Here is a 25,851-nt window from a genome sequence, read left to right on the forward strand (position 1 = left end):
ATATGAAAGAATCTGAAGATGAGTTAATTGCTCATATAAGGGAAAGCCTGTTGGGCCATGAGGAAGAATATGTTCCGGGTTCATGGGAAAACTTTAATAAAAATGAGGGCAAAAAGACTTTGCCCGTAATATGGTTATGGCGTTTAAGTAGCGCAGCCGCAGTATTATTGGTTGTTGGCGCAGGCATTATGTTGTTTAAACAGAAAGCGACTGTACAAGTGCCAGTGCAAAACGTACAGCTTAAACCACAAGAATCATCCAGGCCTTCTGCAGAAATAGAAACTGTAAAGGAAACGCCTGTTCAAATAGAACCTAAGCAGTCTAAGAATGCGGAAGCTAATACAGCCCGTGTTCATGAGGCGTCAAATATATTAGCAATAACCTCTGATGAAACTATTATTGTTAAAGAAAACACCGTTGTGACTTCTGCTCCAGCTGTTGAGACTAAGGTTATTGAGCCTGTAACGGATGTTGCAAAAACACAAGCTAACCCAACAGCTATAGAAAGTAAGGCTTTAGGTATTCAGGATTTCCTTAATAATGAAACCAGGAAGAATCAAGGGGAGGCATTGGCAAAGACCTCTACTAACCAACATCAGGACAAATGGGAAATGGGACTGGTTGTTTCACCTTCTTTTGGTAATACCAAAAAGCTTAATATGGGATATGGAATAAGCATGGGGTATGCTTTAACAGATAAGATTTCCTTAAACTCCGGTGTATCTTATAGTGAGATGGCAGCTACAAAAAACTTACCAGCTACGGTTAGCAGCAGCTTCATTGCAAATGGAAGTAAAAATCTGGAATCTATTGAGGCAAAAATTTCAGGAATAGATATTCCACTTGAGATTAAGTATCATGTAAGTAAGAATCTTTATGCGAATGTTGGGGTTTCGGCATTTGCAGTGATCAATCAGAAACAGAGTAATAGTTATATTCAGGAAAAAGTAGTTGAACGCGCTGTAAATTCTGATGCTGGTCTGGATCAGCTAAAAACATTTGCCATTAATGAAAGAGTGGTAGAGCAAGCACCTGAGTCTGAATCTGAAATAAAAGATGGAAGATATATCGGCTTTTATAATTTTTCATTCGGGTATAAGCAAAAAATATCTAAAGGTAAAGCCGTCTCAATAGAGCCATTTATGAAAGTTCCAATGAAAGAGGTTTCTAAAGAAAACCTTAGATTGATTGGTACGGGGGTAAGGTTAAAGCTCGATTTTTAGCCTTTATTTTTAAAGGCGTAACTTTGCCAGGCTATGAAAGAGATGATGACTAAAAAGAATATTGTGAATGCTATTTTTATAGCATTGTTTCTGGTAATTTTATTTGTTCCTTCTGCCAAAGCATTTTTGATACAAGGACTAATGGAGATTGGTTTATTTAAACCTAAAACAGAGCCAATAGCAGCAGAAACGCCTTCGGCTGATTTGTCCGGGATTAAATTTGAAGATAAATCCGGAAAGGTTGTAGATCTTGGGGCATTAAAAGGAAAGGTGATATTTATTAATTTCTGGGCTACCTGGTGTCCTCCTTGTCTGGCAGAAATGCCTTCTATCAATAAACTTTACGAGCAGTACAAAGATGATAAGGATGTAGTATTCATCATGGTCGATGCAGATAGTGATTTGGTTAAATCACAGAAATATATGGATGCCAGAAGCTATAAAATGCCGGTTTATTCCGTAGCAAGTAATATTCCTGAAACTCTTTTTAAAGGGACATTACCAACAACTATTGTTTTTGATAAGCAAGGCAGGCTTTCGTATAACGAATCGGGAGCGGCGAATTATGCGAGCTCAAAATTTATAGAATTTATTGAGCAATTGAAAAGCCTTAAGATTTAACATTTTTTAACCTGATTATTGACACTCGGATTGTAAATCTATTGGGAAATCAATAAAAATATTAATTAATTTTGCTGTTAGTTAAACCTTTATACAATGAAAAGGACTTTGATGATTATTGCAGGCTTAATTGCCGGGGTTGCATTTGCAACCAATAGCTATGCACAGCAAGCTAGTTTGGTTCAGGACCAAAATCCGAGATACGAAATAGCACGAGCTAAATACATGAACTTGTCTGATTCATTAACTCGCGATCAGGGTACCACCGTTCAAAATACTTATAAAGCATACGATTGGTACGAAGCGAGAGAGGAGCGCCGTAAACTTCGCCGGGAACGTAATTATGAGAGTAGCTTGTATAGCTATCCATATTACGGGAACTCCTACTTTTATCCTTCCTTAAATTTCGGTTGGGGACATCGCCATAACAATCACTGGGGATATTGCGGAGTCGGTTTCGGCTGGTAGTTAACCGGGAGATAAAATACAACATTTACATAAAATCATATTTAATAAAATGCAGTTTAAAAAAATATTAACCCTTGCTGCAATAGCAGTTTCTGGTCTAGTGATCTCGTCATGCTCCAGACAAGTAACAAGAATTAACACTACTGACACTGTTGATGTAAGTGGAAACTGGAACAATAGCGACTCTAGAATGGTAGCTCAGGAAATGACCCAGAGTGTTTTAGGGGCTAAATGGTTATCTACACACCTTGAATCTAAAGCAGGTAAAAAACCGGTTGTGGTAGTTGGACTTGTTCAAAACAAAAGCCATGAACATATTGATGCTGAAACATTCGTTAAAGATGTTGAGCAGGCATTTGTTCAAAGTGAGCGTGTGCGTTTAGTTCAAGGTGGAAAGAAGAGAGAAGAACTGCGTGCAGAGAAAGCAGATCAACAAGACAATGCTTCCGTTTCTACCATGAAAAAGTTTGGTTTAGAGAATGGCGCCGACTATATTTTGCAAGGTTCAATCAACTCTATTGTTGATTCTCATAAACGCAAAAAAGTAGTGTATTATCAGGTGAACCTGGAGCTTACAGATATTCAAACCAATGAGGTTGTTTGGATAGGCGACAAGAAAATTGCTAAATACGTTAAGAACTAGTAGGATACTGATCCTGCTAAAATAACAGTATGACAAATAATAGTAAGAATAAGCTTAAGGCATCAGTTCTTTTAGGATTGATGCTTTTTCTTTTTAGCTGTGCCTCTTATAATGAGAAAATTGCTGGGTATTATAAACAAATAGCCACAGGGAATTATAATGAAGCAGTTAAGGAGCTTGATAAGAATCGCTTGATTCAGAAGCCACGCAATAAGTTGCTGTTTTTGATGGAGAAGGGAAAATCGAGCCACTTAATCGGTGACTATGAAAATAGCAATCGTTATTTTAATGAGGCCGACCAACTATTAGAGAATGGAATTGGCGGAGCGATGGATGCTGTTGTTGGAACTCTTGTAAATCCGATGACTCAGGCTTATAAGGGAGAAGACTTTGAAAAGTTTATGATCCATTACTATAAAGCACTTAATTACTTGTATCTCCATAAAACTGAAGATGCAATAGTTGAAGCCCGAAGGATTAGTTTGCAATCGCAAGAACAGGGAGATAAGTTTAATAATAAGGAAAACAGGTATTCTAAAGATGCATTTTCTTTGATGCTTCAAGGGCTTATTTATGAAAGTGATGGAGATGTAAATAATGCTTTCATAGCCTATAGGAACGCTGCGGAGGTGTATTTAAACAGTTCAAACAAAACTTACTATGGGACAACGTTACCAAAGGATCTGGAGTTAGACGTGCTGAGAATGGCAGATGCAAATGGTTTTAAGGAAGAACTGGTTCGCTTTGAGCAGCTATTTAATTTAAAGTATCAACCTGAGAAAACTAATGAGGGCGGAACACTTATTCTTTTTTGGGAAAATGGACTGGCGCCTGTTAAACAGCAGGAGGAGTTTATTTTTTCTCTTATTAGGGGTTCCAATGGAGATTTGGTGTTTACCAATGTAGCAGGAACCTTGTTTATTCCTTATAATTCGGCTTATGGTAGCGGTGACATTGATTTAAACTCAGTGAATAGCCTAAGGGCCACCTATCCCAAATATGTCGCTCAACAGCCTTATTTTAGCGGCGCTACAATTACCAATGGCCAGTCTACAATAGGTTTTGAAAAGGCAGAAGATATTAATGAACTTGCTTTTAAAACACTAGATCAGCGGTTTGCTAAAGAGATGGGTAAAATACTTACCCGTTTGGCAGTAAAGAAAAGTGCAGAATATGTGCTTAAAGCCAGCTCAAAGGGAAATGGAAAGGACGGGAAAGACAATACCCTACTTGAAGGATTGGGTTTTGGAATGCAGCTGTACAGCTTGCTTTCTGAAAAGGCAGATACCCGAAACTGGCAAACTTTACCTAGCGAGATTCGATATGCAAGAATCCCTTTACAAAAGGGAGAGAATACCATTACGCTTAATTTAACAGGAGCTAATGGCGTTAATGAAACAAAAACAATAAACATTACGGGAACCGGAAAAATGCAGTTTTATAATTACTCAACATTGCGTTAATAATACGGCCGGATATAAAAAGAATAATACTATGCAACAGCCCTTCGACATTACAATTGGAAATATTGATTACGCCGTATTTCCAGAAGGAAATGATACTTATGTAATCTTTAAAGATGGCAAAGAGTATGCTCACATACAAAAAGACACAGACCTGCAATGGTTAAAGCTTGATCCTGAAACAGCTATTCCCGTTTTTGAAATAGATGAAGAGATCAATAGCATTGGCAGAGAGATCATGGCTTATGTTCCTGAAGAGGAAGACGAGGATGATCTGGAAGAAGAGCTGGATTAACCAGCCCAGCTGTCACGATCAAGACTGCGGTAATGTATGGCCTCAGCCAGATGCTCAAGTTCAATATCAGGACTTCCATCAAGGTCTGCAATGGTTCTGGATACTTTTAAAATGCGGTCGTAAGCTCTGGCAGATAGCCCTAGTTTTTCCATGGCCTGCTTTATCAATACCTGTCCGGAATCATTGATCTTACAAATGTTACGAACCATGTTGGGGCTCATCTGGGCATTGTAGTGAAGGGTAGTGATGGCCGCAAAGCGATCGTCTTGAATGGCCCGGGCCTTAATAACCCTATCCCGTATCTTTTCGCTCTTTTCAGCTTCAAAAGCAGAGGTGAGCTCGTTAAAGTTTACGGGAGTAACTTCTACATGTAAATCTATACGATCTAAAAGTGGCCCTGATATTTTACTAAGGTATTTCTGGACAATACCCGGCCCACAGGTACATTCCTTCTCTGGGTGGTTATAAAAGCCACAGGGACAAGGATTCATTGAGGCAATAAGCATAAAGCTTGCTGGGTACTCAACACTTAATTTCGAGCGGGAGACTGTAACCTGTCTGTCTTCAAGGGGTTGGCGCATTACTTCTAATACGCTTCTTTTAAATTCCGGCAACTCATCTAAAAATAACACTCCGTTATGAGCCAAAGAGATTTCCCCTGGTTGAGGGCTTGCGCCTCCACCAACTAATGCAATATCCGAAATCGTGTGATGGGGGCTTCGGTATGGCCTTTCTGTCATCAAGGTATCTGCTGCGCTTAGCTTGCCTGCAACGGAATGTATTTTTGTAGTTTCCAGTGCCTCTTGCAGATTTAAAGGAGGTAAAATGGTTGGCAGTCGCTTTGCCAGCATGGTTTTTCCGGCACCTGGAGGGCCAATTAAAATGAGGTTATGTCCACCTGCTGCGGCAATCTCTAGTGCGCGCTTTATGTTCTCTTGTCCTTTTACATCAGAAAAATCATGAGGATAGCTGCTCACATTATTAAAGAACTCATTCCTTGTGTTTACAACAACAGGTTCATGGATTTCTGAACCATTAAAAAAAGAAACTACCTCTGCCAGGTTCTTCATCCCATACACTAGCAGGTCACTTACTATTGCAGCCTCCCTTGAGTTATCCTTGGGAAGGATAAAACCTTTAAATCCGGCCTTTTTAGCTTGTATAGAGATAGGTAGTGCACCTTTTATAGATTGGAGGCTGCCATCCAGAGATAACTCTCCCATGATGAAGTATTGGCCTATTTCAGGGATTTCTATTTGTCCTGAAGCAGCAAGAATCCCAATGGCAATTGGCAGGTCATAAGAAGACCCTTCTTTACGAATGTCTGCAGGAGCAAGATTGATGACGATCTTTTGGCGAGGCATTTTTAGCCCTGCCGATTGAATAGCGCTTTCAACCCTTCTTAAGCTTTCCTTAATAGCATTGTCAGGAAGGCCAACAATATGATATCGGTTTCCCCCTCCTATACTTACCTCGATGGTAATGGTTAATGCATTTACTCCGAAAACGGCACTTCCAAAGGTTTTTATGAGCATAGTTTATGAATACGTAAGTGTACTACTAAACTATGCTGATTTAGACCTTAAGTGGTTGGAATTTGTAAGATTTATTGCAATTACATTCTGCCTTGCGGCATTTTCGGCATGTTCTTCATCATTTTTGCAGCAGCAGCAGGATTAGAGAATTGCTTCATCACCTTACGCATATCTTCAAATTGTTTGATGAGTTTAGTAACCTCTTCAATTTTTGTACCCGAACCTTTAGCAATACGTAAACGTCTGCTTTGTTGGATACTATCAGGGTTTTCACGCTCAAATTTAGTCATCGACTGAATTACAGCCTCAACACTTTTGAATGCATCATCTTCAATCTCAACGTTCTTCATCATTTTTCCAACACCCGGTATCATGCCCATAAGGTCTTTCATGTTACCCATTTTTTTGATCTGTTGGATCTGATTGTAGAAATCGTTAAAATCAAACTTGTTTTTGCGGATTTTCTTTTGAAGTTCAGCTGCTTCCTTTTCGTCAAACTGCTGTTGAGCGCGTTCAACAAGGGAAACCACGTCACCCATACCTAGAATCCTTGAAGCCATCCTTTCAGGATAAAATACATCAAGAGCTTCCATTTTCTCACCTGTACCAATAAACTTAATTGGTTTATTTACTACAGATTTAATTGATAAAGCAGCACCACCACGTGTATCACCATCTAATTTGGTTAATACAACACCGGTAAAGTCCAATCTATCGTTAAATGCTTTTGCCGTGTTAACCGCATCCTGTCCGGTCATGGCATCAACAACAAACAGGATTTCGTGCGGTTTAGTACTGGCTTTTACGGCAGCGATCTCATCCATCATCTGCTCATCTATCGCTAAACGACCGGCCGTATCTATAATGATTACATTATTGTTTTGTTTTTTACCTTCAGCAATACCTTCTAAGGCAATGCCAACGGGATCTTTAGAGGCAATGTTCGAATAAACAGGTACTCCAATTTGCTCACCTAAAATCTGTAACTGATCTACTGCTGCAGGGCGATATACGTCACCGGCTACCAATAAAGGTTTTTTGCCTTTACTTTTAAGGAAGTTAGCCAGTTTACCGGTAAATGTTGTTTTACCAGCACCGTTTAATCCGGCAATAAGGATAATAGTAGGATTGTTTTTTAAATCTAACTCTGTTACTTCACCACCCATTAAAGCGGTAAGCTCATCGTTCATTACCTTGGTAAGTAACTGGCCCGGAGAAACAGAGGTAAGAACATTTAAGCCTAATGCTTTCTCTTTAACCTCATCGGTAAAGCTTTTAGCTGTTTTATAATTTACGTCGGCGTCTAATAAGGCCTTACGGATTTCTTTCATGGTCTCGGCCACGTTGATCTCTGTAATACTTCCTTGTCCTTTTAAAACCTTAAACGCACGGTCTAACTTATCCTGTAAATTTTCAAACATTTTCTTTAATGCTTAGTGTTCAATTTTTTGTGAATTGCAAAGTTATTAATTTTGCGGGATACAGATAACAATATCCGTAATCTTTATGTAGAATATTAACGAGGGAACGTAAATGCTATACCAATTGCCAGGGATTGACTTGCCTGTATTTCCTTGTCAGAATCTTTATCAAACAGGCCCACTCCTCGAAGTGTTACATTCATTAACCTGTTTATCTGGGATCTTAGCTCCACATCAAGGCGATGGTCAATATGTTCTAATTTTCTGTCATAAGGAATGAACATTTGATACCTTGCCATTAGGTTTACGTTCTTAAAGATCTGTTTGTCAAAATTACTTACGATCTGAAAAGCGAGCTCATTTTTGAATTTTTTGCCTCGCTCTACACCGAAGTTTCCCCCATTAAATTGTTGGTTGAAAGTAGTGTCTAGTTTAAACGTCTGTCTTGCAGTACCGGTACCGATCCTAGTTGAAAAATAACCTACTGGCTTATACTCAAAACCAATTGATTCTGTCAAATAGCCTGGAGACATGAACTTAGAGACCAGTGTATCTCTTTCTTCATTCTTGTTGTTTCGGAAATATGCATATCCATTGTCAAATTGAGATTCAAAGGTTACAGATCCAAAAAAATACCAGCTTTTGGATAAGCGTAAGTCGGCCTTGTTATCCCAAAAAATCCTATCCCTTGTTTTCTTTTGTAGCTGATCTTTATTTTTGATCTTACCATATTCAAGCATGACCTGACTGATATAACCATAGCCCTCTTTTCTATACTCAGCCCGGTAATCGATCGCTCCACCAAGAGCGAACGAATTTACTCCCCCTGCTTTCCAGTTATTTGAAAAGGTTCCCTGATTAATATTAATCCCAACATTAGTCCTGGTTTTCCAGTAGTTGATTTTTTCAGCTATAACCACCGGAGGAATTTTTACCGGTGTATAATTAAGTATCCCTGTCCTTGATGGCAAGGGGCTACGCTTTAATTTTATCTCCAGCCCTTTGGTTTCAATAGGCACAGTATCAATCTCCTGAGCGATCAGGCTTGATGAGGTGATAAACAATAACAAGAGGCAGATATTAAAACTCTTCATTACTACAAAGAAAAACAAAAATGTGACTTATTAAAAGTTTATTAATAAACTAATTATTAAATAGCTATTTATTTAAGCGTTTTTCTTGGCAAATCTAATCCATGCAAATACCTTTCTATGAGTTAAATAAGAAAGGTCGTCGTCAAAGTGATAGGCTTCTTTTTCAAAGAGGATGTTAAAATAAGCCAAATAATGATTCTTGTACCTGATCAGGTTGATCAGGTAATTCAATAAGTACAAAATATAGAATGGTATAATTAGCAATTCGAGTTGCTGTTTAAAGTGTATACGCTCATGGTTAATTAAGACCTTATCAACCTTTAGAGCCTTGTTTTTTAAAATAATAAAAGGGAAAATAGCCATTGCATTGGCGGGCAGTTTAGATGATATGAGAAAGAGGGGTCTCAAAATTCTTCTACTGTTATTTTTGGCAGTGGTTGTAGTCTAAAAGCAGCTGGATTGCGTTTGTAGCTTGCATAACTGTTTCTTAAATATACAACAAAAGCATAATCTGAAGCCGTTAAAACGAATTGATAAGTAGGCCGGTATTGTTGCATGAAATCCTCAATCTCATAGTCACCTATTTGCAACACCTTTTTTACATAATCAGGCGTAAACCTATAATCTATGATGGCCTCATTATAATCACGCTCCAATATTTTCTGAAGATGTCGTGCATTTTTACCATCGCGACTTAACAAGTTGTAAATGGCATCAATACCTAATCCTGCGCCACCCAATCCAAGATTTAATAGGTCCTTAGCTTTGCCCTTATCCAGCGCGTATTTGTACTCTTTTAAAGTTTTGGCGTGCAATTCTTTTGGCGTGTATTTTCTTCCAGTAATAGATACTTCGCGTAAATTGATACCCAGAGACTTTAGCTGAAAGTATACCGATTTCTGTCCACTATGTACAAGGGTGTCAACGGCATAACCTTGCAATACAGCATACAGCGTATCCCCTACAGAAGCATTTATAGCAAATTCGCCCTTTGGCGTATTGTATATTCCCTCATCTTTACTTGCGTTGTAAATATAAACTTTAGCCAGGCGAAGCTTCGAATCTTTATCAATAACAAAGCCTTTAACCGTGGCCGTTTGAGCCATGGCAGCTAATGCAGAGCAATAAAGGATTAATAACAGGCTGAAAAATCTCATTTGAGATACAAAACTACAAGATAACTATCTGCGCTTAATAAACATTAACATTATTTAACTAACACAAGCTTTTGGCCAATTTTAATGCCAGTGTCAGCCAGATTATTTATTGTTTTTATATCATCAACTGAGATATTAAAGCGTTTAGAAATATTGTAAAGGGTATCACCTTGTTTCACCGTATATGGGTTATCTTTAGTTGCCGGTTTTGCATAGAGCGTGCTGTCATTTACAGCTGGTGTGCTTATTTTTAAGGTATCGGGGGCTTTAACAATCTGTTTTGAAGGTGGAGTAGCCACAGGTGTGAATTTTTTCTTCTCCTGAGGGATATTCGCGTTAATTTCTGAGAATACACGGTCTTCACGTTTTAACTTCTCATTTTCCGATTCAGGCATGTCGTAAAAATACAATTGGTACTTTTCAATGATGTTAATTAATAGATCCGGATATTTAGGATTAGTAGCATAACCGGCTTGTTTTAAACCAAGAGCCCAGTTTTTGTAATCGTTTTTATCCAATTCAAAAAGGGCGCTATAACGCTTTCTTTTTAAAAATTCAGAGTGGTCTTTGTATGATTCTCGGGCGTCTTTATAAACCCTGAAACAATCATCTACCTTATCATCTTCTTTATAATACCCCTTTCCTTTCCACTCAGAAGTACATTTAATACCAAAGTGGTTGTTCGCATATTTTGCAAGATCGCTGTTTCCACTTCCCGACTCAATGATGCCCTGTGCAAGGGTAATACTTGCAGGAATGCCATATTTATTCATCTCCTCTATTGCTACGCCTTTAAACTCATCAATATAAGCTGTAGTAGTGCGCGACTTATAATCAGGGTTTGCTTTGTTCGCTGCTTTTTCAATTTCTTTATTGTTGCGGCTTAATTTTCTTGATTTACAAGCAGAGAAAAATAGAATGGCTACGGCCAGGATGATTAATCTTTTGTTCATTATAGTTTAAGTTTTTGTCCGGGTTTAAGTGCAGCGCCTTTTAACCCATTTTTTTTCATTATCGAGGCAGCGGTTGTTCCCCTCGATTTTGCTATTTTGTTAAGGCTGTCGCCTTTTTTAACAATATATGTCGATCTTGATTTCTTTGAAGATCTGTGTGTTCTACTAACAACCGGTGCAGGTGGTTCTACATAATCATCTGGCCTCTCATCGTATTGCGAAAGATTGTTTCTCTTGATGATGCCAATAATTTGAGATGCCCAGGTTCTGCTTCTTGCATAACCGCCACGCTGAATACCTCTGGCCCAGCTTCTATAATCAAATTGATCATACTTGTCAAAAAGCGGACTAAGAGAAGAGCGGCTTTTTAAAAACTCCAAAAAGCTATCATAAGATTCTTTAGGTGACGGATAGTCTCTATACGACGAACGGATTTCGGTATTGCTATTCGGGCCTTTAATCCCGAAGTGATTGTTCAGATATCTGGCAATTTTACTTGTGCCGGAAGCCGATTCATGTATTGCAACAGCAAGAATAACACTGGCAGGAATTTTATGTTCCCGCATTAGCGTTTGTGCATACTCTACATTTTCTGCAATATATTCGGCTGTGGTTTGGGCCTTGGCGCTAAACGTTATGGCTAAAACGCAAAGCCAAACAAACAGTAATGATCTGACCATACTTTATTTTTTTCTGATGATAAATAACCCATCTCTAACAGGTAGAATGAGCTTTTCTACACGGTCATCTGCCGCAATTTTGTCATTAAATGTAGTGATATTTTTAGTGTCTTTATCCTGATTGGTGTTCAGTACTTTTCCACTCCACAGCACATTGTCTACTATAATGAGCCCACCAGGCCTGATTCTGTTGAAAACAAGATCATAATAAGTTCCATTGTTTTTCTTGTCAGCATCAATAAACACAAGGTCAAAAGTTTCGTCAAGCGTGTTTACTGTTTGAGTGGCATCACCAAGAATGTATTTTATTTTGCTGTTGTACTCAGACTGAGCAAAGTTTCGGCGAACCATTTCTTCAAGTTCCTCATTTATATCTAACGTATATAAGATTCCGTCTTCCGTTAGGCCTTCGGCGAGGCAAAGAGTAGCATAGCCTGTAAAGGTTCCGATTTCCAAAATGCGCTTTGGACTTACCATTTTACTTAAAAAACTAAGCACCCGACCCTGGTAATGACCAGAAAGCATACGCGGCATTAGCACTTTTAGATTGGTTTCTCTGTCTATTCTTTGTAGCAGTTCGCTTTCTGGTTCGCAGTAATTAAGCAAAAGCTGCTGCATGTCATCGCTGATAAGGCTCATATAATTTCTATAAATGCAAACTATTAACGGTGCTGTTCCATAAAATATTGCAAAATAATGGTGGCTGCAATAGTATCAACACGTTCTTTATTTTGTCTGTCGTGTTTTTTTAATCCGCTCTGCATAATTGTTTGATGCGCAAGTTTAGAGGTAAAACGCTCATCAATCCAGTATTGCGGAATATCAGGAAAGGTTCTTCTTAATGTTTTTGCGAACCCTTTTACATGCTGGGCAGAATCGGAAGGTGTGCCATCCATTTGCTTTGGATCACCAAAAACAAAAGCCTCTACCTGTTCCGTTAGAAAGTATTTCTTTAAATATTCTATTGCGTCTTTAGGATGTACGGTGTCCAATCCGGTTGCAATAATTTGCAAAGGGTCTGTAACGGCTAATCCGATACGTTTGGTTCCATAATCAAAAGCTAAAATTCTGGGCATATTGGCAAAGATAATAAATTCTGGGAGGTACCCGGGCTTCGGCTTATTCGGGACTGAGTGAGGATTTGGTTGGGTTTGCTTCGGAGAACAGGTACTTTTATCCGAAGCAAACCCAACCCAGGCTCAAAGAAAAGCCAAACCAAGCCATTATCTGTTGACTGTTGGTTAACTTTAAGGGCAAATAATGGCAAGTCTTAAAATTTTGCTATTTTGCACCAAATGCAGTTTAAGAATATAATAGGACAGGAGAGCATAAAACAGCAATTGATACAAACAGTTGCTGAGAATAGGATAAGTCATGCGCAGTTGTTTCTTTCGTCAGAAGGAAGTGGTGCTTTGCCTTTAGCCATCGCCTATGCCCAGTATATTAACTGCCTTGATAAACAGGTTGATGATAGCTGTGGCGAATGTTCTTCGTGCCGAAAGTATGAAAGATATATTCACCCTGATTTACATTTTTCTTATCCATTTTTTGCTTCTAAAGACGTAAAAACGGCTGTAGATGTTCTGGATGAATGGAGAAGTATGGTGCTGGCCGACCCTTATTTTGACATGGATATTTGGCGTTCTAAGCTGAGCGCAGAGAATAAACAGGCCAATATTAACATAGCCGAGTGTCATGATATCATCAAAAAATTAAGTTATAAAGCTTTTGAAGCAGAGACGAAAGTTCTGATCATGTGGCTGCCCGAATATTTAGATAAAGAGGGCAATTCATTGTTAAAGATTATTGAAGAACCCCCTCAAAATACCTTATTCATTTTAGTTGCAAACAATCAAGAGCAGATTCTTTCTACTTTGTTGTCGCGGACGCAAATTGTTAAGGTTCCTAAATTGCCTCATGCAACTGTCGAAAGTTATTTGATGGATGAGTTTGGTTTATCAGAAAATCAGGCTACAGAATATAGCTTTTTGGCTGATGGGAATTTGATAGAAGCCAAGCAATTGGTGGCCAATACGCAAAACGAAAATGCCGATAAATTTGCCGAATGGTTGCGAATGGGATACGGCAACAGGGTTTTAGATTTAACCGCCTTTGTAGAGCAGATTGCCGGTTGGGGAAGAGAAAACCAAAAGAATTTTTTAAAGTACGGCATTAGCTTTTTAAGGGAGTGTAGCTTGTTGTTAAGTGGTGCAGAGGACTTGGTTAAGCTACCAGTTTCGGCTATGGAAACGGCAAAAAGGTTATCAACTCATGTACTTAATCTAAGTATGGCGGATGCCATTATATCAGAATTGGAAAAGGCGCATTATCATATCGAGAGAAATGCAAATCCTAAAATTCTGTTTTTAGATGTATCTTTACAGTTAGTAAAAATAATTAAGTTTAAAACGCTCCCGAAAGGGACTCAATATATATACGGTTAATTATGGGATGTGGAAGTTGTTCTACAGGTGGCGGATGTGCCCCCTCGGGTTGCAAAAGTAATGGCTCTTGCCTTACTGGAGGATGCGGAAAAATGGAAGTTTACGACTGGCTGTCTAATCTTGACATGCCTTCAAATTATATACCTTTTCAAGTAATAGAAGTTAAATTTAAGGGCGCAAGGAAAGAATTTTTCTTGAATAGCGAGAACATATACCTAGAAATAGGGGAGTTAATCGCGGTTGAAGGCCCTACCGGTGGATATGACATAGGCCATGTTTCCTTAACAGGAGAGCTGGTACGTATGCAGATGAAACGCCGTAAAGCTACTATGGATCAGGTAACAAGAAAAGTTTATAGGAAAGCTACTGAAGCTGATGTAGAGAAATGGAAAATAGCTAAAGGCTTAGAGTGGGAAACGATGCATAAAGCACGTACTCTTGCTTTAGACTTACGTTTATCTATGAAAATCAGTGATGTTGATTATCAGGGAGATAAAACTAAAGCTACGTTTTTTTATACAGCAGAAGGTCGTGTTGACTTTAGAGAGCTGATTAAAAAGATGGCAGAAACCTTTAGAATCCGTATTGAAATGCGCCAGATTGGTATGCGTCAGGAAGCTGGAAGATTAGGTGGAATTGGATCTTGCGGTCGCGAATTGTGCTGCTCTACCTGGTTAACTAACTTTAAAACAGTATCAACAGCTGCGGCAAGGTATCAGAATCTTTCTTTAAATACTTTAAAGCTAGCCGGACAATGCGGTAAGCTAAAATGCTGTTTAAATTATGAGTTGGATACGTATTTAGATGCGTTAAAGGATATTCCTGATCGTATTGAAAGTTTGCAAACGGAGATCGGAGTAGCTCGTCATCAAAAAACTGACATCTTTAAAAAGGTAATGTGGTTCAGCTATCCTAATACTGAGGATTGGATTCCACTAAAGGTAGACCGTGTTAAAGAGATCATGGCAATGAATAAGCGCGGACAAAAACCAGTTAACCTTAAAGAAGAGGCAATTGAGTTAACTCCGGTAACTTTAGTTGAGAAAATACCTGATTATGAAAACGTTGTTGGGCAAGATAGTTTAACTCGTTTGGATGATAAGCCTAGAAATAAAGGCAATAAAAATAATAAGAACAACGCGAACAGAGGTAACGAGAATAGAGATCGTGGAAATAGACCTGAGAAAGGCCCTAAGCCAGCTCAAAACGCGAACAAGCCTGTTCAAAATCCTAATAAACCCGCCCAAGGAGCAAAACCTGCTAATGTTCAAAATGCTAAGCCTGCACAAGGCGGTAAGCCAATTCAAGGTGTTAAACCTCCTCAGGGATTAAAAGCTGGACAGGGAGATAAGCCCGTTCAAAACCCTAAACAAGGGCAACAGCCTAAGGGGAATAATAGGAATGATCAGATTAAAAAGGAGAGTAATCCAGATATAGCTCAGCCTATTGAGGGTTCAGCTCCTGCACAAGCGGGCGCTGAAGGTGGTCAGCCATTGGCAAATAAGAATAGGAATAGAAACAATAACCGTAGGAAAAAACAAAAGGAAAAGCCTAAGGATGAATAATTTAAAAGTTTTACTGCTGTCTTCTGTTTTAATCGTTCTCTTTTTTAGTGGATGTGATACCAACACGCTTGTAGACAGCAATATGTCGATGCCTGCACGTAACTGGAGTTACCCTAATAAGGTTAAAACCTTGGTTGAAATTACGGATAGCAGTAAACCTTATAATATTTATTTTAAACTGCGCCATACCGCAGATTACAGGTACTCTAATATTTTTGTGCTATTTCACATTAGTGGAGGAGGGCAAAAAAAGCATACGAGGCGCTATGAGTATAGGTTAGCACAGCCTGATGGGCAGTGGAATGGTTCGGGTTCAGGTAATTTGTTTACCTATAATTTGCCATTGCTTACCAATTATAAATTCCCTGCTGCAGGGAAGTATCTTCTGGAAATAGAACAGAATATGCGCGATAATCCGCTTGCTGAGATCAGTGATGCGGGTATAAAAGTAGAGGCAAGAAGTAGTAATTAGTATTTACTATAACAATGGTAACAGTTGCTCCAGCGCCATACCTCTGGAGCCTTTTAAAAGTACCATATTATCCTTTATAGGGTTTTCTTTTAAAAACTCATGAGCTTCTGAAGGTGTGCTAAAGAAGTTTCCTTTATACTTATCCTTTAGTGTGTAAAAGTATTTTCCAATAAAAACTAGCGTTTTCACATTAAGCTGCTCAGCCTGTTTGGCAATAAGATCATGCTGTTCAGCAGATTCATCACCTAGTTCAAACATATCACCTATTATCACTGCTTTCTGCGAAGCAGATAGTAATGAGATGTTGTTTAAAGCTGCAGTCATGCTGCTAGGGTTAGCATTATAAAAATCACATATCACCGTATTGTTCTCAGTTTTTGTGATTTGTGAGCGATTGTTGTTAGGGAAATATCCTGAAAGGCCCTTGTTTATTTGTTCAGGAGTAACATCGAAAAACGCTCCGATACATATAGCCGCAAGTATGTTCTCGAAATTATATGACCCGGTTAAATTAACAGACGTTTCATAACTACCGGTCTTATCTGACCAGGAGATTTCAATTAATGGATCTGTTTTAACCAACTTTCCAGATATCACATCTGTAGCTTCAGTGCCAAAATAAACTACCTTATCTAAGTTTGCAGCAGCATTCATTTCCATTAGGTAAGGATTGTTCCTATTTATAAAGGCAATGCCATGGTTGTTCTTTAGGTAGGCATAAAGCTCGGCTTTGCCTTTTTTAACCCCTTCAAATCCCCCAAAGCCATCAAGATGGGCCATGCCAACATTAGTAATCAGTCCATGGGTTGGCTTGGCAATAGTACACAAAAACTCTATTTCCTTTTGATGGTTGGCGCCCATCTCAATTACTGCAATCTCGGTATCATTTGTTAATGATAAAATAGACAGAGGCACACCAATATGGTTATTTAAATTGCCTTTGGTAGCAAAGGTTTTATACTTTTCTGAAAGAACGGCTTTTATGAGTTCTTTAGTGGTTGTTTTTCCGTTACTGCCAGTTAAACCTATTACAGGTATGTTTAACTGAGCACGGTGATGTTTGGCTAAATCCTGTAATGTGCTCAATACATCAGGTACTAAAATACATTGCTTACTGGTTTTGTAAGCCAGGTTATCTATAATAGCATATGCGGCGCCATTAGTCAGCGCTTTTTCGGCAAAAGTGTTCGCGTCGAAATTATCTCCCCTTAAGGCGAAAAACAAGCATCCCGGAGTTATATTCCTTGTATCTGTACATATAACAGGATGTTTTAAGTAGTGCTGGTAAAGGGATTCGATAGCCGTCATAGATAAATTGAATAATTAATATGGTAAAATTACACTATGAAAGAGAAACAAAAAATATTCTTTAGTATTTTGGAGTCTTAATTCGTCGATATGAAATATTTTCTACTTCCTTTTCTGTTTTTACTAGCTGGCTTGAGTGTTGTTGATGCTCAAACAAAATCTCCTGATGAATTTTTAGGTTATGCTCTTGGGAGCAAATTTACGGCCCATGATAAAGTGGTCGACTACTTTAAATACATCTCTGGTAAAGAAAAGAACATAAAGCTTGTAAACTATGGCAAAACTTATGAAGGAAGAGAATTACTCGTCGCTGTTATCTCTGCAAAAGAGAATATAGATGACTTAGAGCAAATCAGAAAGTATAATCTGAGTCTGAGTAAAGCGCAATCATCAAACGAGCAAAAAGGAAAACAACCGGCGATACTATGGCTAAGCTATAATGTACATGGAAATGAAGCTAGTTCTACAGAAACTGCAATGAAAACCATATTTACGTTGGCTGAGGCTAAAACTAATGAAATTCAGGATTGGCTAAAAAACACCGTTATTATTATAGATCCATGTCTTAATCCGGATGGAAGAGAAAGGTATGTGAATTATTTTAATTCAGTGAGCGGTCATAAGCCAAACCCTAATCCGATGGCAAGGGAGCATTCAGAGCCTTGGCCAGGAGGTAGATCTAACCACTATTATTTTGATTTAAATAGAGATTGGGCATGGCAGACACAGGTTGAAACGCAACAACGCCTAAAGCTATATCATGAATGGATGCCTGAAGTTCATGTAGATTTTCATGAGCAAAGCTATAATGAGCCTTATTATTTTGCCCCGGCTGCTGAGCCAATTCATCAAGATATTACCCCTTGGCAGCGTGAATTCCAGGTTACTGTAGGGAAAAATAATGCAAAGTATTTTGATGAAAACGGATGGCAGTACTTCACTAAAGAACGATTCGATTTGTTATATCCATCTTATGGCGACACTTATCCTTTATATAATGGTGCAGTTGGGATGACTTATGAGCAAGGGGGGATTGGGGCTGGATTGGCGGTAATTACTTTAGATGGAGACACACTGACGCTTAAAGATAGAATAAGCCACCACTATGCTACCAGTATGGCTACAATTGAAACTGTTTCAAAAAATGCGGATAAACTTGTTCATGAGTTTAAGCTTTATTTTGAAAAAGCAGTCTCAAACCCTCCGGGTATTTATAAATCATATATAATAAAGGCGGAGAACTTAAGTAGAATTAAAAAGCTGGCTGCGCTATTAAAGAAAAATGGCATTGAGTATGGCTTTGGATCAGATAAAAACTTACGTGGATACAATTATGAAACAAAAAAGGTAGAAGGATTTAAAGTAGAGAGGAACGATTTAATTGTAAACCTACTGCAGCCTAAAGCTGTTTTAGCTAATGTGTTGTTTGAACCTCAAACAGCTGTTAGCGATTCTAATACTTACGATATTACTGCGTGGGCGCTGCCTTACGCCTTCGGTTTAAAATCCTATGCTACCAAAGAATCTGTAAGGGGAAGTTACGCTGCCTTAGAGGAGAGCAAGGAACAGTCGGATGTGGCTGAGAAACCTTATGCATGGATTTTTAGATGGAATTCGATAGAAGATGCTCAGGTTCTTATCGCCCTGCAAAAGGCGGGGATTAAGGTGCGATCAGCAGAGCAGGAGTTTACTATTGGGAATAAAGTGTTTCCTTCGGGGTCACTACTGGTGTACAGAACTGAGAATGAGCGTCTGGTTAGAAACCTTGCGGCCAAGATTGCTCGCATCCAGAAGGATCTAAATACCGTAGTTTATACTTCCGCGAGTGGTTATGTAGATAAAGGAAAGGATTTCGGTTCGTCAGTTTATCCAATTTTAAGTGTCCCTAAGGTAGCGATAGTGGCTGGTACAGGTATTTCTACTCAAGGTGTTGGAGAGGCATGGCATTTCTTTGAGCAAGAGTTGAACTATCCTGTAACGATGATTGCTGCACATAACATAGATAATCTGGATATAAACAAAATTAATACCCTGATTATGACTGATGGAAATTATGGAGAGGACATTAATGATAAATTGGAGAGTTGGATAGAGAATGGAGGTAAGGTAATTCTGTTTGAGGATGCAATTTCTAGCGCTGCGGGTAAAAAACCTTTTAATATTAAGTTGAGAGAAAGTTCAAAAAATGAATCAAAGGTTAATGATGTAAGAAAGTACGGAGAACGCAATCTTGATGATTTGTCGGAAGCCATACCTGGAGCAATTTTTAAGGTTGATTTAGATAGGAGTCATCCTATTACGGCTGGATTGGGAACGTATTATTACGCATTAAAAACAGACGATAAAATTTATGAACTTTTAAATAAAGATTGGAATGTAGGGGTTTTAAAGCCAAATAGTTATGTAGCAGGTGTTGTTGGAGCAGGCGTTTTGAGGAAATTGAATAGTGGATTGTTATTTGGGATTCAGTCCATTTCTAAGGGAACAGTAATCTATCTTGGAAGTGATGTGCTGTTCAGATCGTTTTGGGAAAACGGAAAGCAGATGTTTACCAATGCGGTCTTCTTGGTCAATTAATTTTTTTTGGAGTTAAAATTAACAACAATTGAATTTTTATATAGTTAATTATTGTAATCTAACACGTTAAAAAAAGTTAAATATTTTGAATAATAGTATTTAGGTTGTTTTTTTTGATTAAAAGCGTAGTTTTGCTTCGTATTTCAGTATAATGTTTGGCAAAACATGTATTTTGCATTCTTAATAGCGTTTATTTAATGTCATTTTATTGTCATTTAAATTAGGGAAGCAATAAAACATCTATGCTAGCATATCAAAATCGTATATTTAAGTATTATTAACTAACCTAAAATTTAATTTTTTATGAAAAAACTTCTACAAAGTTTGTTCATTTTGTTGTTTGTTGCAGGGGCTGCAATGGCGCAAGATCGAACAATTACTGGTACAGTTACGGATAAGGAAGATGGAAAACCACTTCCAGGAGTAACTGTTTTAGTTAAAGGCTCCAAAAATGGAACTCAAACAGGTGGAGATGGTAAGTACGCGCTATCTGTACCATCAGGTTCAACCGAATTAATTTTCTCTTACTTAGGCTACACTTCTCAAACGGTAACTATTTCAGGGAGTACTATTAATGCAGTTTTAGAATCAGATTCTAAATCGTTAACGGAAGTTGTGGTAACTGCAATGGGTATTAAACGTGAAGCAAAATCTCTCGGTTATTCTGTAACAAAGGTTAGCGGTGAGGAAATCACTAAAGCAAGAGAGACCAACATCGTAAACTCACTAACGGGTAAAGTAGCGGGGGTTAGAATTAACGCTCAATCTGGAACGTTAGGTGGTTCTGCAAAAATCATCATTCGCGGAAGTTCTTCTTTTAATGATGCTGGCCAACCACTTTTTGTAGTTGATGGTTTACCTATAAATAACGGTGCTCCTCAGATTTCGACCTCAGCTGGTGCAGTACCTCAAGGTAGTGCCGGAACTGATTTCGGAAACCGCGCGTCAGACATTAACTCAGATGATGTGGAATCCATGGTTGTGCTAAAAGGTGCTGCTGCGACGGCTTTATATGGTGCAAGAGCTAAAAACGGTGCGATTGTGATCACAACTAAAAGAGGATCTAAAGGACAATCTAATATTTCGTTTAACTCCTCAACTCGTTTTGATAATATCTTAAAACTTCCTGATCTTCAGGATGAATATGCTCAGGGAACACAAGGTTTATATAACAGAGCGTCATTAAATGGATGGGGTCCAAAATTAACTGAAGTTGCAGGGCGTAATTTTACTGATTTCCTTGGAGTTGATGGCCCTCTGGTAGCTCACCCAGATAATGCTAAAAACTTTTATAAAACAGGCCAGACTTATATCAATTCAATATCTTTTGATGGTGCTGATGAAAAAGGTGATTATCGTTTAGGTTATACCAGTACGATACAAACAGGTATAGTTGATAAACAGAAATTAAATAAAAACGCATTAACCTTTAACGCTGGACGTAAAATATCGGATAAATTTGATGTTAGAGGAAGTGTAAATTATACCAGGACTAAAGGTGAGGGTATGCCAACTCAAAGTTCTAACGACCCTAACGTTTTAATCGGTGCAAATTATCTTCCAACAAACTTTGATATTGAGCAAATTAAAAATAACTATGTTGATCCAATAACAAAGGAACAAATTACTATTACTCCAAGCAGAAATGGTAACAACCCTTACTGGATCATTAATTATAATACTTCAACAAATGTAGTTGACCGAGTATTTGGAAATGGTGTACTTACGTATAAACCAGCAACATGGTTAACGATATCAAATAACATTGGAACAGATTTCTATAACGAAAACAGATTCCTGCCTACCAAAAACGGCACAATAGGTGCTTTAACAGGAAGTTTCATTAGTGCAAACCTTTACAATAGGGTAATTAATAATGATTTGATTGCAACTGTTGATACTAAATTAACACCTGACCTATCCTTGAAAGTGATTGTTGGTAATAACATTTACGAAAATTTCAATAGAACAGATCAGGCATTGGCACAGAACCTTACTGTTGATGGATTATATAATTTCTCCAATGCAGCTTCAGTAATTAACCAGAACTCGTCGGCTAAAAGTAGAATAGTTGGTTTTTATGGAGATGCGGGTCTTTCTTATAAAGATTATCTTTATTTGAACGTAACTGGACGTAATGACTTCAGTTCTACACTTTCTAAGGCTAATAATTCCTACTTCTACCCATCTGTGAGTTCAGGTTTCGTATTTAGCGAACTTATGAAGGATAACAACGACTGGTTAAGTTATGGTAAGTTGAGAGCGAGTTGGGCGAATGTTGGTAGTGATAGTCAACCATATCGTTTGGCTTTTGCTTACTCTGGTCAGACTACAGCATTTGCTCAATATGGATTTGGATCAACATTTCCGTTTAATGGAGTGCTAGGTTATAGTATTCCTTCAATAATTCCTAATCCTAACTTAAAACCTCAGAACCAGAGTTCATTAGAGTTTGGAACTGAGTTGAAGTTTCTTCAGAGCAGAATCAGTTTGGATGTTACTTATTACAATACAAACACAAAAGATCAGATTGTTAACTTAGCCTTGCCACAATCTACTGGATTTGCACTTAAAACTGTAAATGCTGGGTCGGTAAGAAACAAAGGAATTGAGGTAACATTAGGCTTGATCCCTGTTAAGGTAACTGATTTTAGCTGGAACCTAGGCGTAAATTTCGCGACAAATAAACAAACTGTTACATTACCATCTGATGTTGCTTCTTATTCTATTGCGAGCGGATGGAGTGGTTTGCAGATTAAAGCAGAAACAGGAAAATCTTTCGGTATCTATGGCTCTGCATGGGAACGTAATGATGCTGGTGATATCGTAATGGATGCAAGTACTGGTTTACGTAAAATTGTAAAAGACAAAAGACTTGGAAGTACCGCTCCTGATTGGACAATGGGAATCAATAACTCGTTCACTTATAAGAATTTCAATTTAAGTTTCCTTGTTGACATTAGAGAAGGCGGTGTTATGTTCTCAAATACTGTAGCTACATTGAGAAGCACAGGTCTTGCTAAAGAGACATTGGCAAATCGCGGTAATATCTTTATTGATAAAGGTGTGATTGAAACAGGTTCAGGATATTCACCTAATACAGTTCCTGTTCAGAGTATGCAAGATTATTGGGGACAATACACTTCTACCAATACCGAATCGAGTATTTTCAATTCTTCTTTTGTAAAATTAAGAGAGGTTAGCTTATCATATAAAGTACCTAACGGATTTTTACAAAATAAAGTGAAATTCTTTAAAGGAATGGAAGTTGGTATTGAAGGTCGTAACTTATGGATTATCAAATCTTACGTTCCTCATATAGACCCTGAGTCTAACCTTTTTGGAGCAAATAGTAATGGAGAGGGAGTAGAGTTTAATAATTTCCCTTCAACCAGAACGATTGGATTTAACTTACGTTTCAAAATTTAGATTATAGAAAAATGAAAAAGACCTATATATATATATTGATTTTTGTATTGGCATCCAGCCTTTCATTATCATCCTGCAAAAAGTATCTGGATATAAATACAAATCCAAATACAGCAGAAAGAGTTGATCCTAAATTGCTTTTTTCTTATGCAGTAACATCTTATATCAACTTAAGATCAAGCGGGGATTTATATATTCCTTTTGCATTGGCCGGACAGTCAATTGCAACGGGAGGAGATAATCCAACAGGATGGGGAGTTCCATCAGAAGAACAATATGATATTTCCTCGTTTAGTAATGGAAACTCATGGAGAACCTACTATACCTCTGTTGGAGGAAACTTAAAGGAGGCGATAAAGCTTGCTGAATCTGCAAATCCTGTAAATAATAATGCTGCTGCTCAGTGTAAGGTTGTTTTGGCAATGTCTGTTTATGAAACATCTACAGTATTTGGTGATATCCCTTTTTCTGAAGCATGGAATACAACTATATCTTATCCTAAGTTTGATGCGCAGAAAGATGTTTTAGAAGGATGTATTACTTTAATTGACGATGCATTGAAACAGTTTGATGATGCTAGTCCTTTGAAAATAGTGGATTATGACTTGTTTAAGTACAATGGCGACCTGAATAAATGGAGAAGACTAGCGAATTCCGTTAAGTTAAGGATCTTGATGACTATGGTTGATAAAGATCCGAGTAAAGCTGCTGCAATTGGCACATTAATCGGGGCTACAAATAACCGTATTTCTAGTGCTGATGACAACTGTTTAGTCCCTTATCAGGATGTTGCAGGTAAGAAGAATCCTAAATTTGCAATTAATGAGCAATATAATGGAGAGGTTAACTTCTTCTTTGGAACTAAAAATGTTGTAGACTTTATGCGCCCATTAAAAGATCCAAGATTGCCTAAATTTTTTACCAAGCCAGCTAAAGCAACTGACTATTTTGGTGTAGAGAATGGCGAAACAGCGGATGACGACGTGAATGTAAGAATCTCTACTGATTTACAATCGGCGTCCGCACCAGAGGTTTTATTTACATATCAAGAAGAGCTTTTCTATGAGGCAGAAATTTATGCTCGTGGTCTAGGTGTTCCTGTTGACTTGGGTAAAGCGACTACATTGTATAAAAAGGCAGTAGAGGAGTCTTGTAAGTATTACGGTGTAGACGCAGGAACTGCTGCTACGTTTGCTGCTACATTACCGGCAATAACTAATGCAGAAGCTGGGGTTAAATTGATAGATATGCACCATTGGGTGGACAAGATGGATAGAGGTATTGATGCCTTTACACAATGGAGGAGATCTGGACCGGAAGGTTCGGAGACGCCAGCTTTGAAATTGCCAATTGGAGCGCCAGCTGGACCATTATTCAGAAGATTTGAGTATCCTATCACTAACGAGATCTCTGTAAACCCTAATGCACCTAAGAATACAATTAAATTCACAGAAAAAATGTGGTTTGACCTTTAATTAAAGAGAAGATATGAAAAAGATTATAGTTTTAGTTTCGCTTCTATCAATTGTTATGTTCCAATCATGCAAAAAGCATGAATCTCCAGGCGATAACTTTGATTTTAGCAATAGTTTACCTCCTTATGTAACCATTAAGGATTTAAGCGATATCGATGCCGCTCCTGGAGACGTAGTTACTGTTGACTTGCAATTACGCACAAGTATTCAACAAAAGATAACGATAACTTATAAGGTTGAAGGTGCTGTTACTGTAGCAAGTGGAACCGCAGAGATTGCCAAAGAATCAAAAGCAGGAACTGTAAAGTTTACCATTCCTGCAGGTGCGGCAACTCCAAGTACGGCAACATTTACACTTTTAAAAGCTCAAACTGAGGACGGAAAAGCTTTAACAATTGGTCAGAATGCTGATGCTGCTGGTCAAAAGGTAAAAGTTTTAATAGATAAGCCAGTAGAAGAATAATTTTAGAACTTTGTTATTACCTATCTATGGGTTAAAAAAAGGATGGCCGAAATATTTTTCGGCCATCCTTTTTTGTTAGTACCAAGACTGCGCACAAATTCTAGTGAAAGCACATGTCCAAACGCGCCTCAATAATGGTAATTCGTAGCTGCTCAATGATTAGGTTCGCGGCTGTGTTAGGTAGTATTCCTTGACTAAAGAAGCTCCTATTTTATTTATATACAGGCTCTTCTTATCTGTTTTAGTTTTTTAAGTATGATGAGCATTGCTGCTTTTTTAACTGTATCGAAAACGGACATCACATAAATTGAGCCAACTTTATGTGATATTTCTTTATAGAAATCCTTGTTATATTCGCACCCGCTTTTAATTTGTTAATGATCTGATTTTTTTGATGAATTAGAAATTAAAGGCGTTTATTTCTTAAATTATCGAAATTTAGTTTGTTATTTATGCTTGTTTTTGTGTTTTTTGCAATAAATATAATTGTCATTTTATAGTCATTTGTTGTGTTGGTGGTTTGAAAAATATGCTTGCATAGAAAATTCGGTTATATATTAGGCGA

23 protein-coding genes are annotated in these 25,851 nt (G+C 38.0%); 13 read left to right on the top strand and 10 right to left on the bottom strand.

Going from position 1 to position 25,851, the window contains the following annotated elements:
• The first annotated feature begins 2 nt into the window (after positions 1–2).
• From HQN83_RS07200 to HQN83_RS07225, 6 genes are all read left to right on the top strand, one after another.
• A complete protein-coding gene (locus HQN83_RS07200) occupies positions 3–1,223 on the top strand; it encodes a porin family protein (protein ID WP_173089672.1) in 1,221 nt (406 codons plus the stop codon).
• A 33-nt stretch (positions 1,224–1,256) separates the two neighbouring features.
• The gene (locus HQN83_RS07205) at positions 1,257–1,844 is read left to right on the top strand and encodes a TlpA family protein disulfide reductase (RefSeq protein ID WP_173089673.1); all 588 of its coding nucleotides are present in this window, start codon (positions 1,257–1,259) and stop codon (positions 1,842–1,844) included.
• 96 nt (positions 1,845–1,940) lie between these two features.
• Positions 1,941–2,312: a hypothetical protein gene (locus tag HQN83_RS07210; protein WP_173089674.1), complete on the top strand. Its 372-nt coding sequence runs from the start codon at positions 1,941–1,943 to the stop codon at positions 2,310–2,312.
• Between the two features lie 49 nt (positions 2,313–2,361).
• Positions 2,362–2,955 carry a penicillin-binding protein activator LpoB gene (locus tag HQN83_RS07215; protein WP_173089675.1) on the top strand — a complete coding sequence of 198 codons (594 nt, stop codon included), beginning with the start codon at positions 2,362–2,364 and terminating at the stop codon, positions 2,953–2,955.
• A 29-nt stretch (positions 2,956–2,984) separates the two neighbouring features.
• Positions 2,985–4,418 (top strand): COG3014 family protein, encoded by a 1,434-nt coding sequence (locus HQN83_RS07220; RefSeq protein WP_173089676.1) that lies wholly within the window; start codon positions 2,985–2,987, stop codon positions 4,416–4,418.
• 31 nt (positions 4,419–4,449) lie between these two features.
• Entirely contained in the window at positions 4,450–4,713 is a 264-nt protein-coding gene (locus HQN83_RS07225) for a hypothetical protein (protein ID WP_173089677.1), read from the top strand.
• Here HQN83_RS07225 and HQN83_RS07230 read toward each other — a convergent pair.
• From HQN83_RS07230 to ruvX, 9 genes are all read right to left on the bottom strand, one after another.
• Positions 4,710–6,248, bottom strand: coding sequence for a YifB family Mg chelatase-like AAA ATPase (locus HQN83_RS07230; RefSeq protein WP_173089678.1), 1,539 nt, complete (start codon positions 6,246–6,248; stop codon positions 4,710–4,712). The two genes, HQN83_RS07225 and HQN83_RS07230, sit on opposite strands and share 4 nt — an antisense overlap.
• Before the next feature lie 80 nt (positions 6,249–6,328).
• Entirely contained in the window at positions 6,329–7,669 is a 1,341-nt protein-coding gene (gene ffh, locus HQN83_RS07235; RefSeq protein ID WP_173089679.1) for a signal recognition particle protein, read from the bottom strand.
• A gap of 95 nt (positions 7,670–7,764) precedes the next feature.
• Entirely contained in the window at positions 7,765–8,763 is a 999-nt protein-coding gene (locus tag HQN83_RS07240) for a DUF3078 domain-containing protein (protein WP_173089680.1), read from the bottom strand.
• Positions 8,764–8,835: 72 nt separating this feature from the next.
• Entirely contained in the window at positions 8,836–9,171 is a 336-nt protein-coding gene (locus tag HQN83_RS07245; protein WP_217277352.1) for a hypothetical protein, read from the bottom strand.
• Complete coding sequence (locus HQN83_RS07250) at positions 9,168–9,920, bottom strand: hypothetical protein (protein WP_173089681.1); 753 nt, start codon at positions 9,918–9,920, stop codon at positions 9,168–9,170. Before HQN83_RS07250 ends, HQN83_RS07245 begins: the two co-directional genes overlap by 4 nt.
• Before the next feature lie 50 nt (positions 9,921–9,970).
• Positions 9,971–10,873 (bottom strand): glucosaminidase domain-containing protein, encoded by a 903-nt coding sequence (locus HQN83_RS07255; RefSeq protein WP_173089682.1) that lies wholly within the window; start codon positions 10,871–10,873, stop codon positions 9,971–9,973.
• Positions 10,873–11,553, bottom strand: a complete 681-nt coding sequence (locus HQN83_RS07260) for a glucosaminidase domain-containing protein (protein ID WP_173089683.1) — start codon at positions 11,551–11,553, stop codon at positions 10,873–10,875. Before HQN83_RS07260 ends, HQN83_RS07255 begins: the two co-directional genes overlap by 1 nt.
• A 3-nt stretch (positions 11,554–11,556) precedes the next feature.
• Positions 11,557–12,192 (bottom strand): O-methyltransferase, encoded by a 636-nt coding sequence (locus HQN83_RS07265; protein WP_173089684.1) that lies wholly within the window; start codon positions 12,190–12,192, stop codon positions 11,557–11,559.
• A 23-nt stretch (positions 12,193–12,215) separates the two neighbouring features.
• On the bottom strand, positions 12,216–12,629 hold the full coding sequence (gene ruvX / locus HQN83_RS07270) for a Holliday junction resolvase RuvX (RefSeq protein WP_173089685.1): 414 nt from the start codon (positions 12,627–12,629) through the stop codon (positions 12,216–12,218).
• 219 nt (positions 12,630–12,848) lie between these two features.
• On the opposite strand from ruvX, the gene HQN83_RS07275 reads away from it, so the two are divergent.
• Genes HQN83_RS07275 through HQN83_RS07285 form a run of 3 tightly spaced genes read left to right on the top strand, consistent with a single transcriptional unit; the run spans position 12,849 to position 16,034 of the window.
• The gene (locus tag HQN83_RS07275; protein WP_173089686.1) at positions 12,849–13,997 is read left to right on the top strand and encodes a DNA polymerase III subunit; all 1,149 of its coding nucleotides are present in this window, start codon (positions 12,849–12,851) and stop codon (positions 13,995–13,997) included.
• Positions 13,998–13,999: 2 nt separating this feature from the next.
• Positions 14,000–15,562, top strand: a complete 1,563-nt coding sequence (ricT, locus tag HQN83_RS07280) for a regulatory iron-sulfur-containing complex subunit RicT (RefSeq protein ID WP_173089687.1) — start codon at positions 14,000–14,002, stop codon at positions 15,560–15,562.
• Positions 15,555–16,034 (top strand): gliding motility lipoprotein GldH, encoded by a 480-nt coding sequence (locus HQN83_RS07285; RefSeq protein WP_173089688.1) that lies wholly within the window; start codon positions 15,555–15,557, stop codon positions 16,032–16,034. Before ricT ends, HQN83_RS07285 begins: the two co-directional genes overlap by 8 nt.
• 6 nt (positions 16,035–16,040) lie before the next feature.
• Here the strand turns inward: HQN83_RS07285 and HQN83_RS07290 are convergent, their stop codons facing one another.
• Positions 16,041–17,342: a UDP-N-acetylmuramoyl-tripeptide--D-alanyl-D-alanine ligase gene (locus tag HQN83_RS07290; RefSeq protein WP_173089689.1), complete on the bottom strand. Its 1,302-nt coding sequence runs from the start codon at positions 17,340–17,342 to the stop codon at positions 16,041–16,043.
• A 90-nt stretch (positions 17,343–17,432) separates the two neighbouring features.
• Here HQN83_RS07290 and HQN83_RS07295 point away from each other — a divergent pair, with 90 nt between their 5' ends.
• The 4 genes from HQN83_RS07295 (at position 17,433) to HQN83_RS07310 (ending at position 25,286) form a co-directional block, all read left to right on the top strand.
• The gene (locus HQN83_RS07295) at positions 17,433–19,919 is read left to right on the top strand and encodes a M14 metallopeptidase family protein (protein WP_173089690.1); all 2,487 of its coding nucleotides are present in this window, start codon (positions 17,433–17,435) and stop codon (positions 19,917–19,919) included.
• A 303-nt stretch (positions 19,920–20,222) separates the two neighbouring features.
• Entirely contained in the window at positions 20,223–23,348 is a 3,126-nt protein-coding gene (locus HQN83_RS07300; protein ID WP_173089691.1) for a SusC/RagA family TonB-linked outer membrane protein, read from the top strand.
• Between the two features lie 11 nt (positions 23,349–23,359).
• The gene (locus HQN83_RS07305; RefSeq protein ID WP_173089692.1) at positions 23,360–24,823 is read left to right on the top strand and encodes a SusD/RagB family nutrient-binding outer membrane lipoprotein; all 1,464 of its coding nucleotides are present in this window, start codon (positions 23,360–23,362) and stop codon (positions 24,821–24,823) included.
• Positions 24,824–24,836: 13 nt separating this feature from the next.
• Entirely contained in the window at positions 24,837–25,286 is a 450-nt protein-coding gene (locus HQN83_RS07310) for a hypothetical protein (protein WP_173089693.1), read from the top strand.
• The last annotated feature ends 565 nt before the right edge of the window (positions 25,287–25,851 follow it).

It is taken from the genome of Pedobacter foliorum (assembly GCF_013266735.1).
Taxonomy (GTDB): domain Bacteria; phylum Bacteroidota; class Bacteroidia; order Sphingobacteriales; family Sphingobacteriaceae; genus Pedobacter; species Pedobacter foliorum.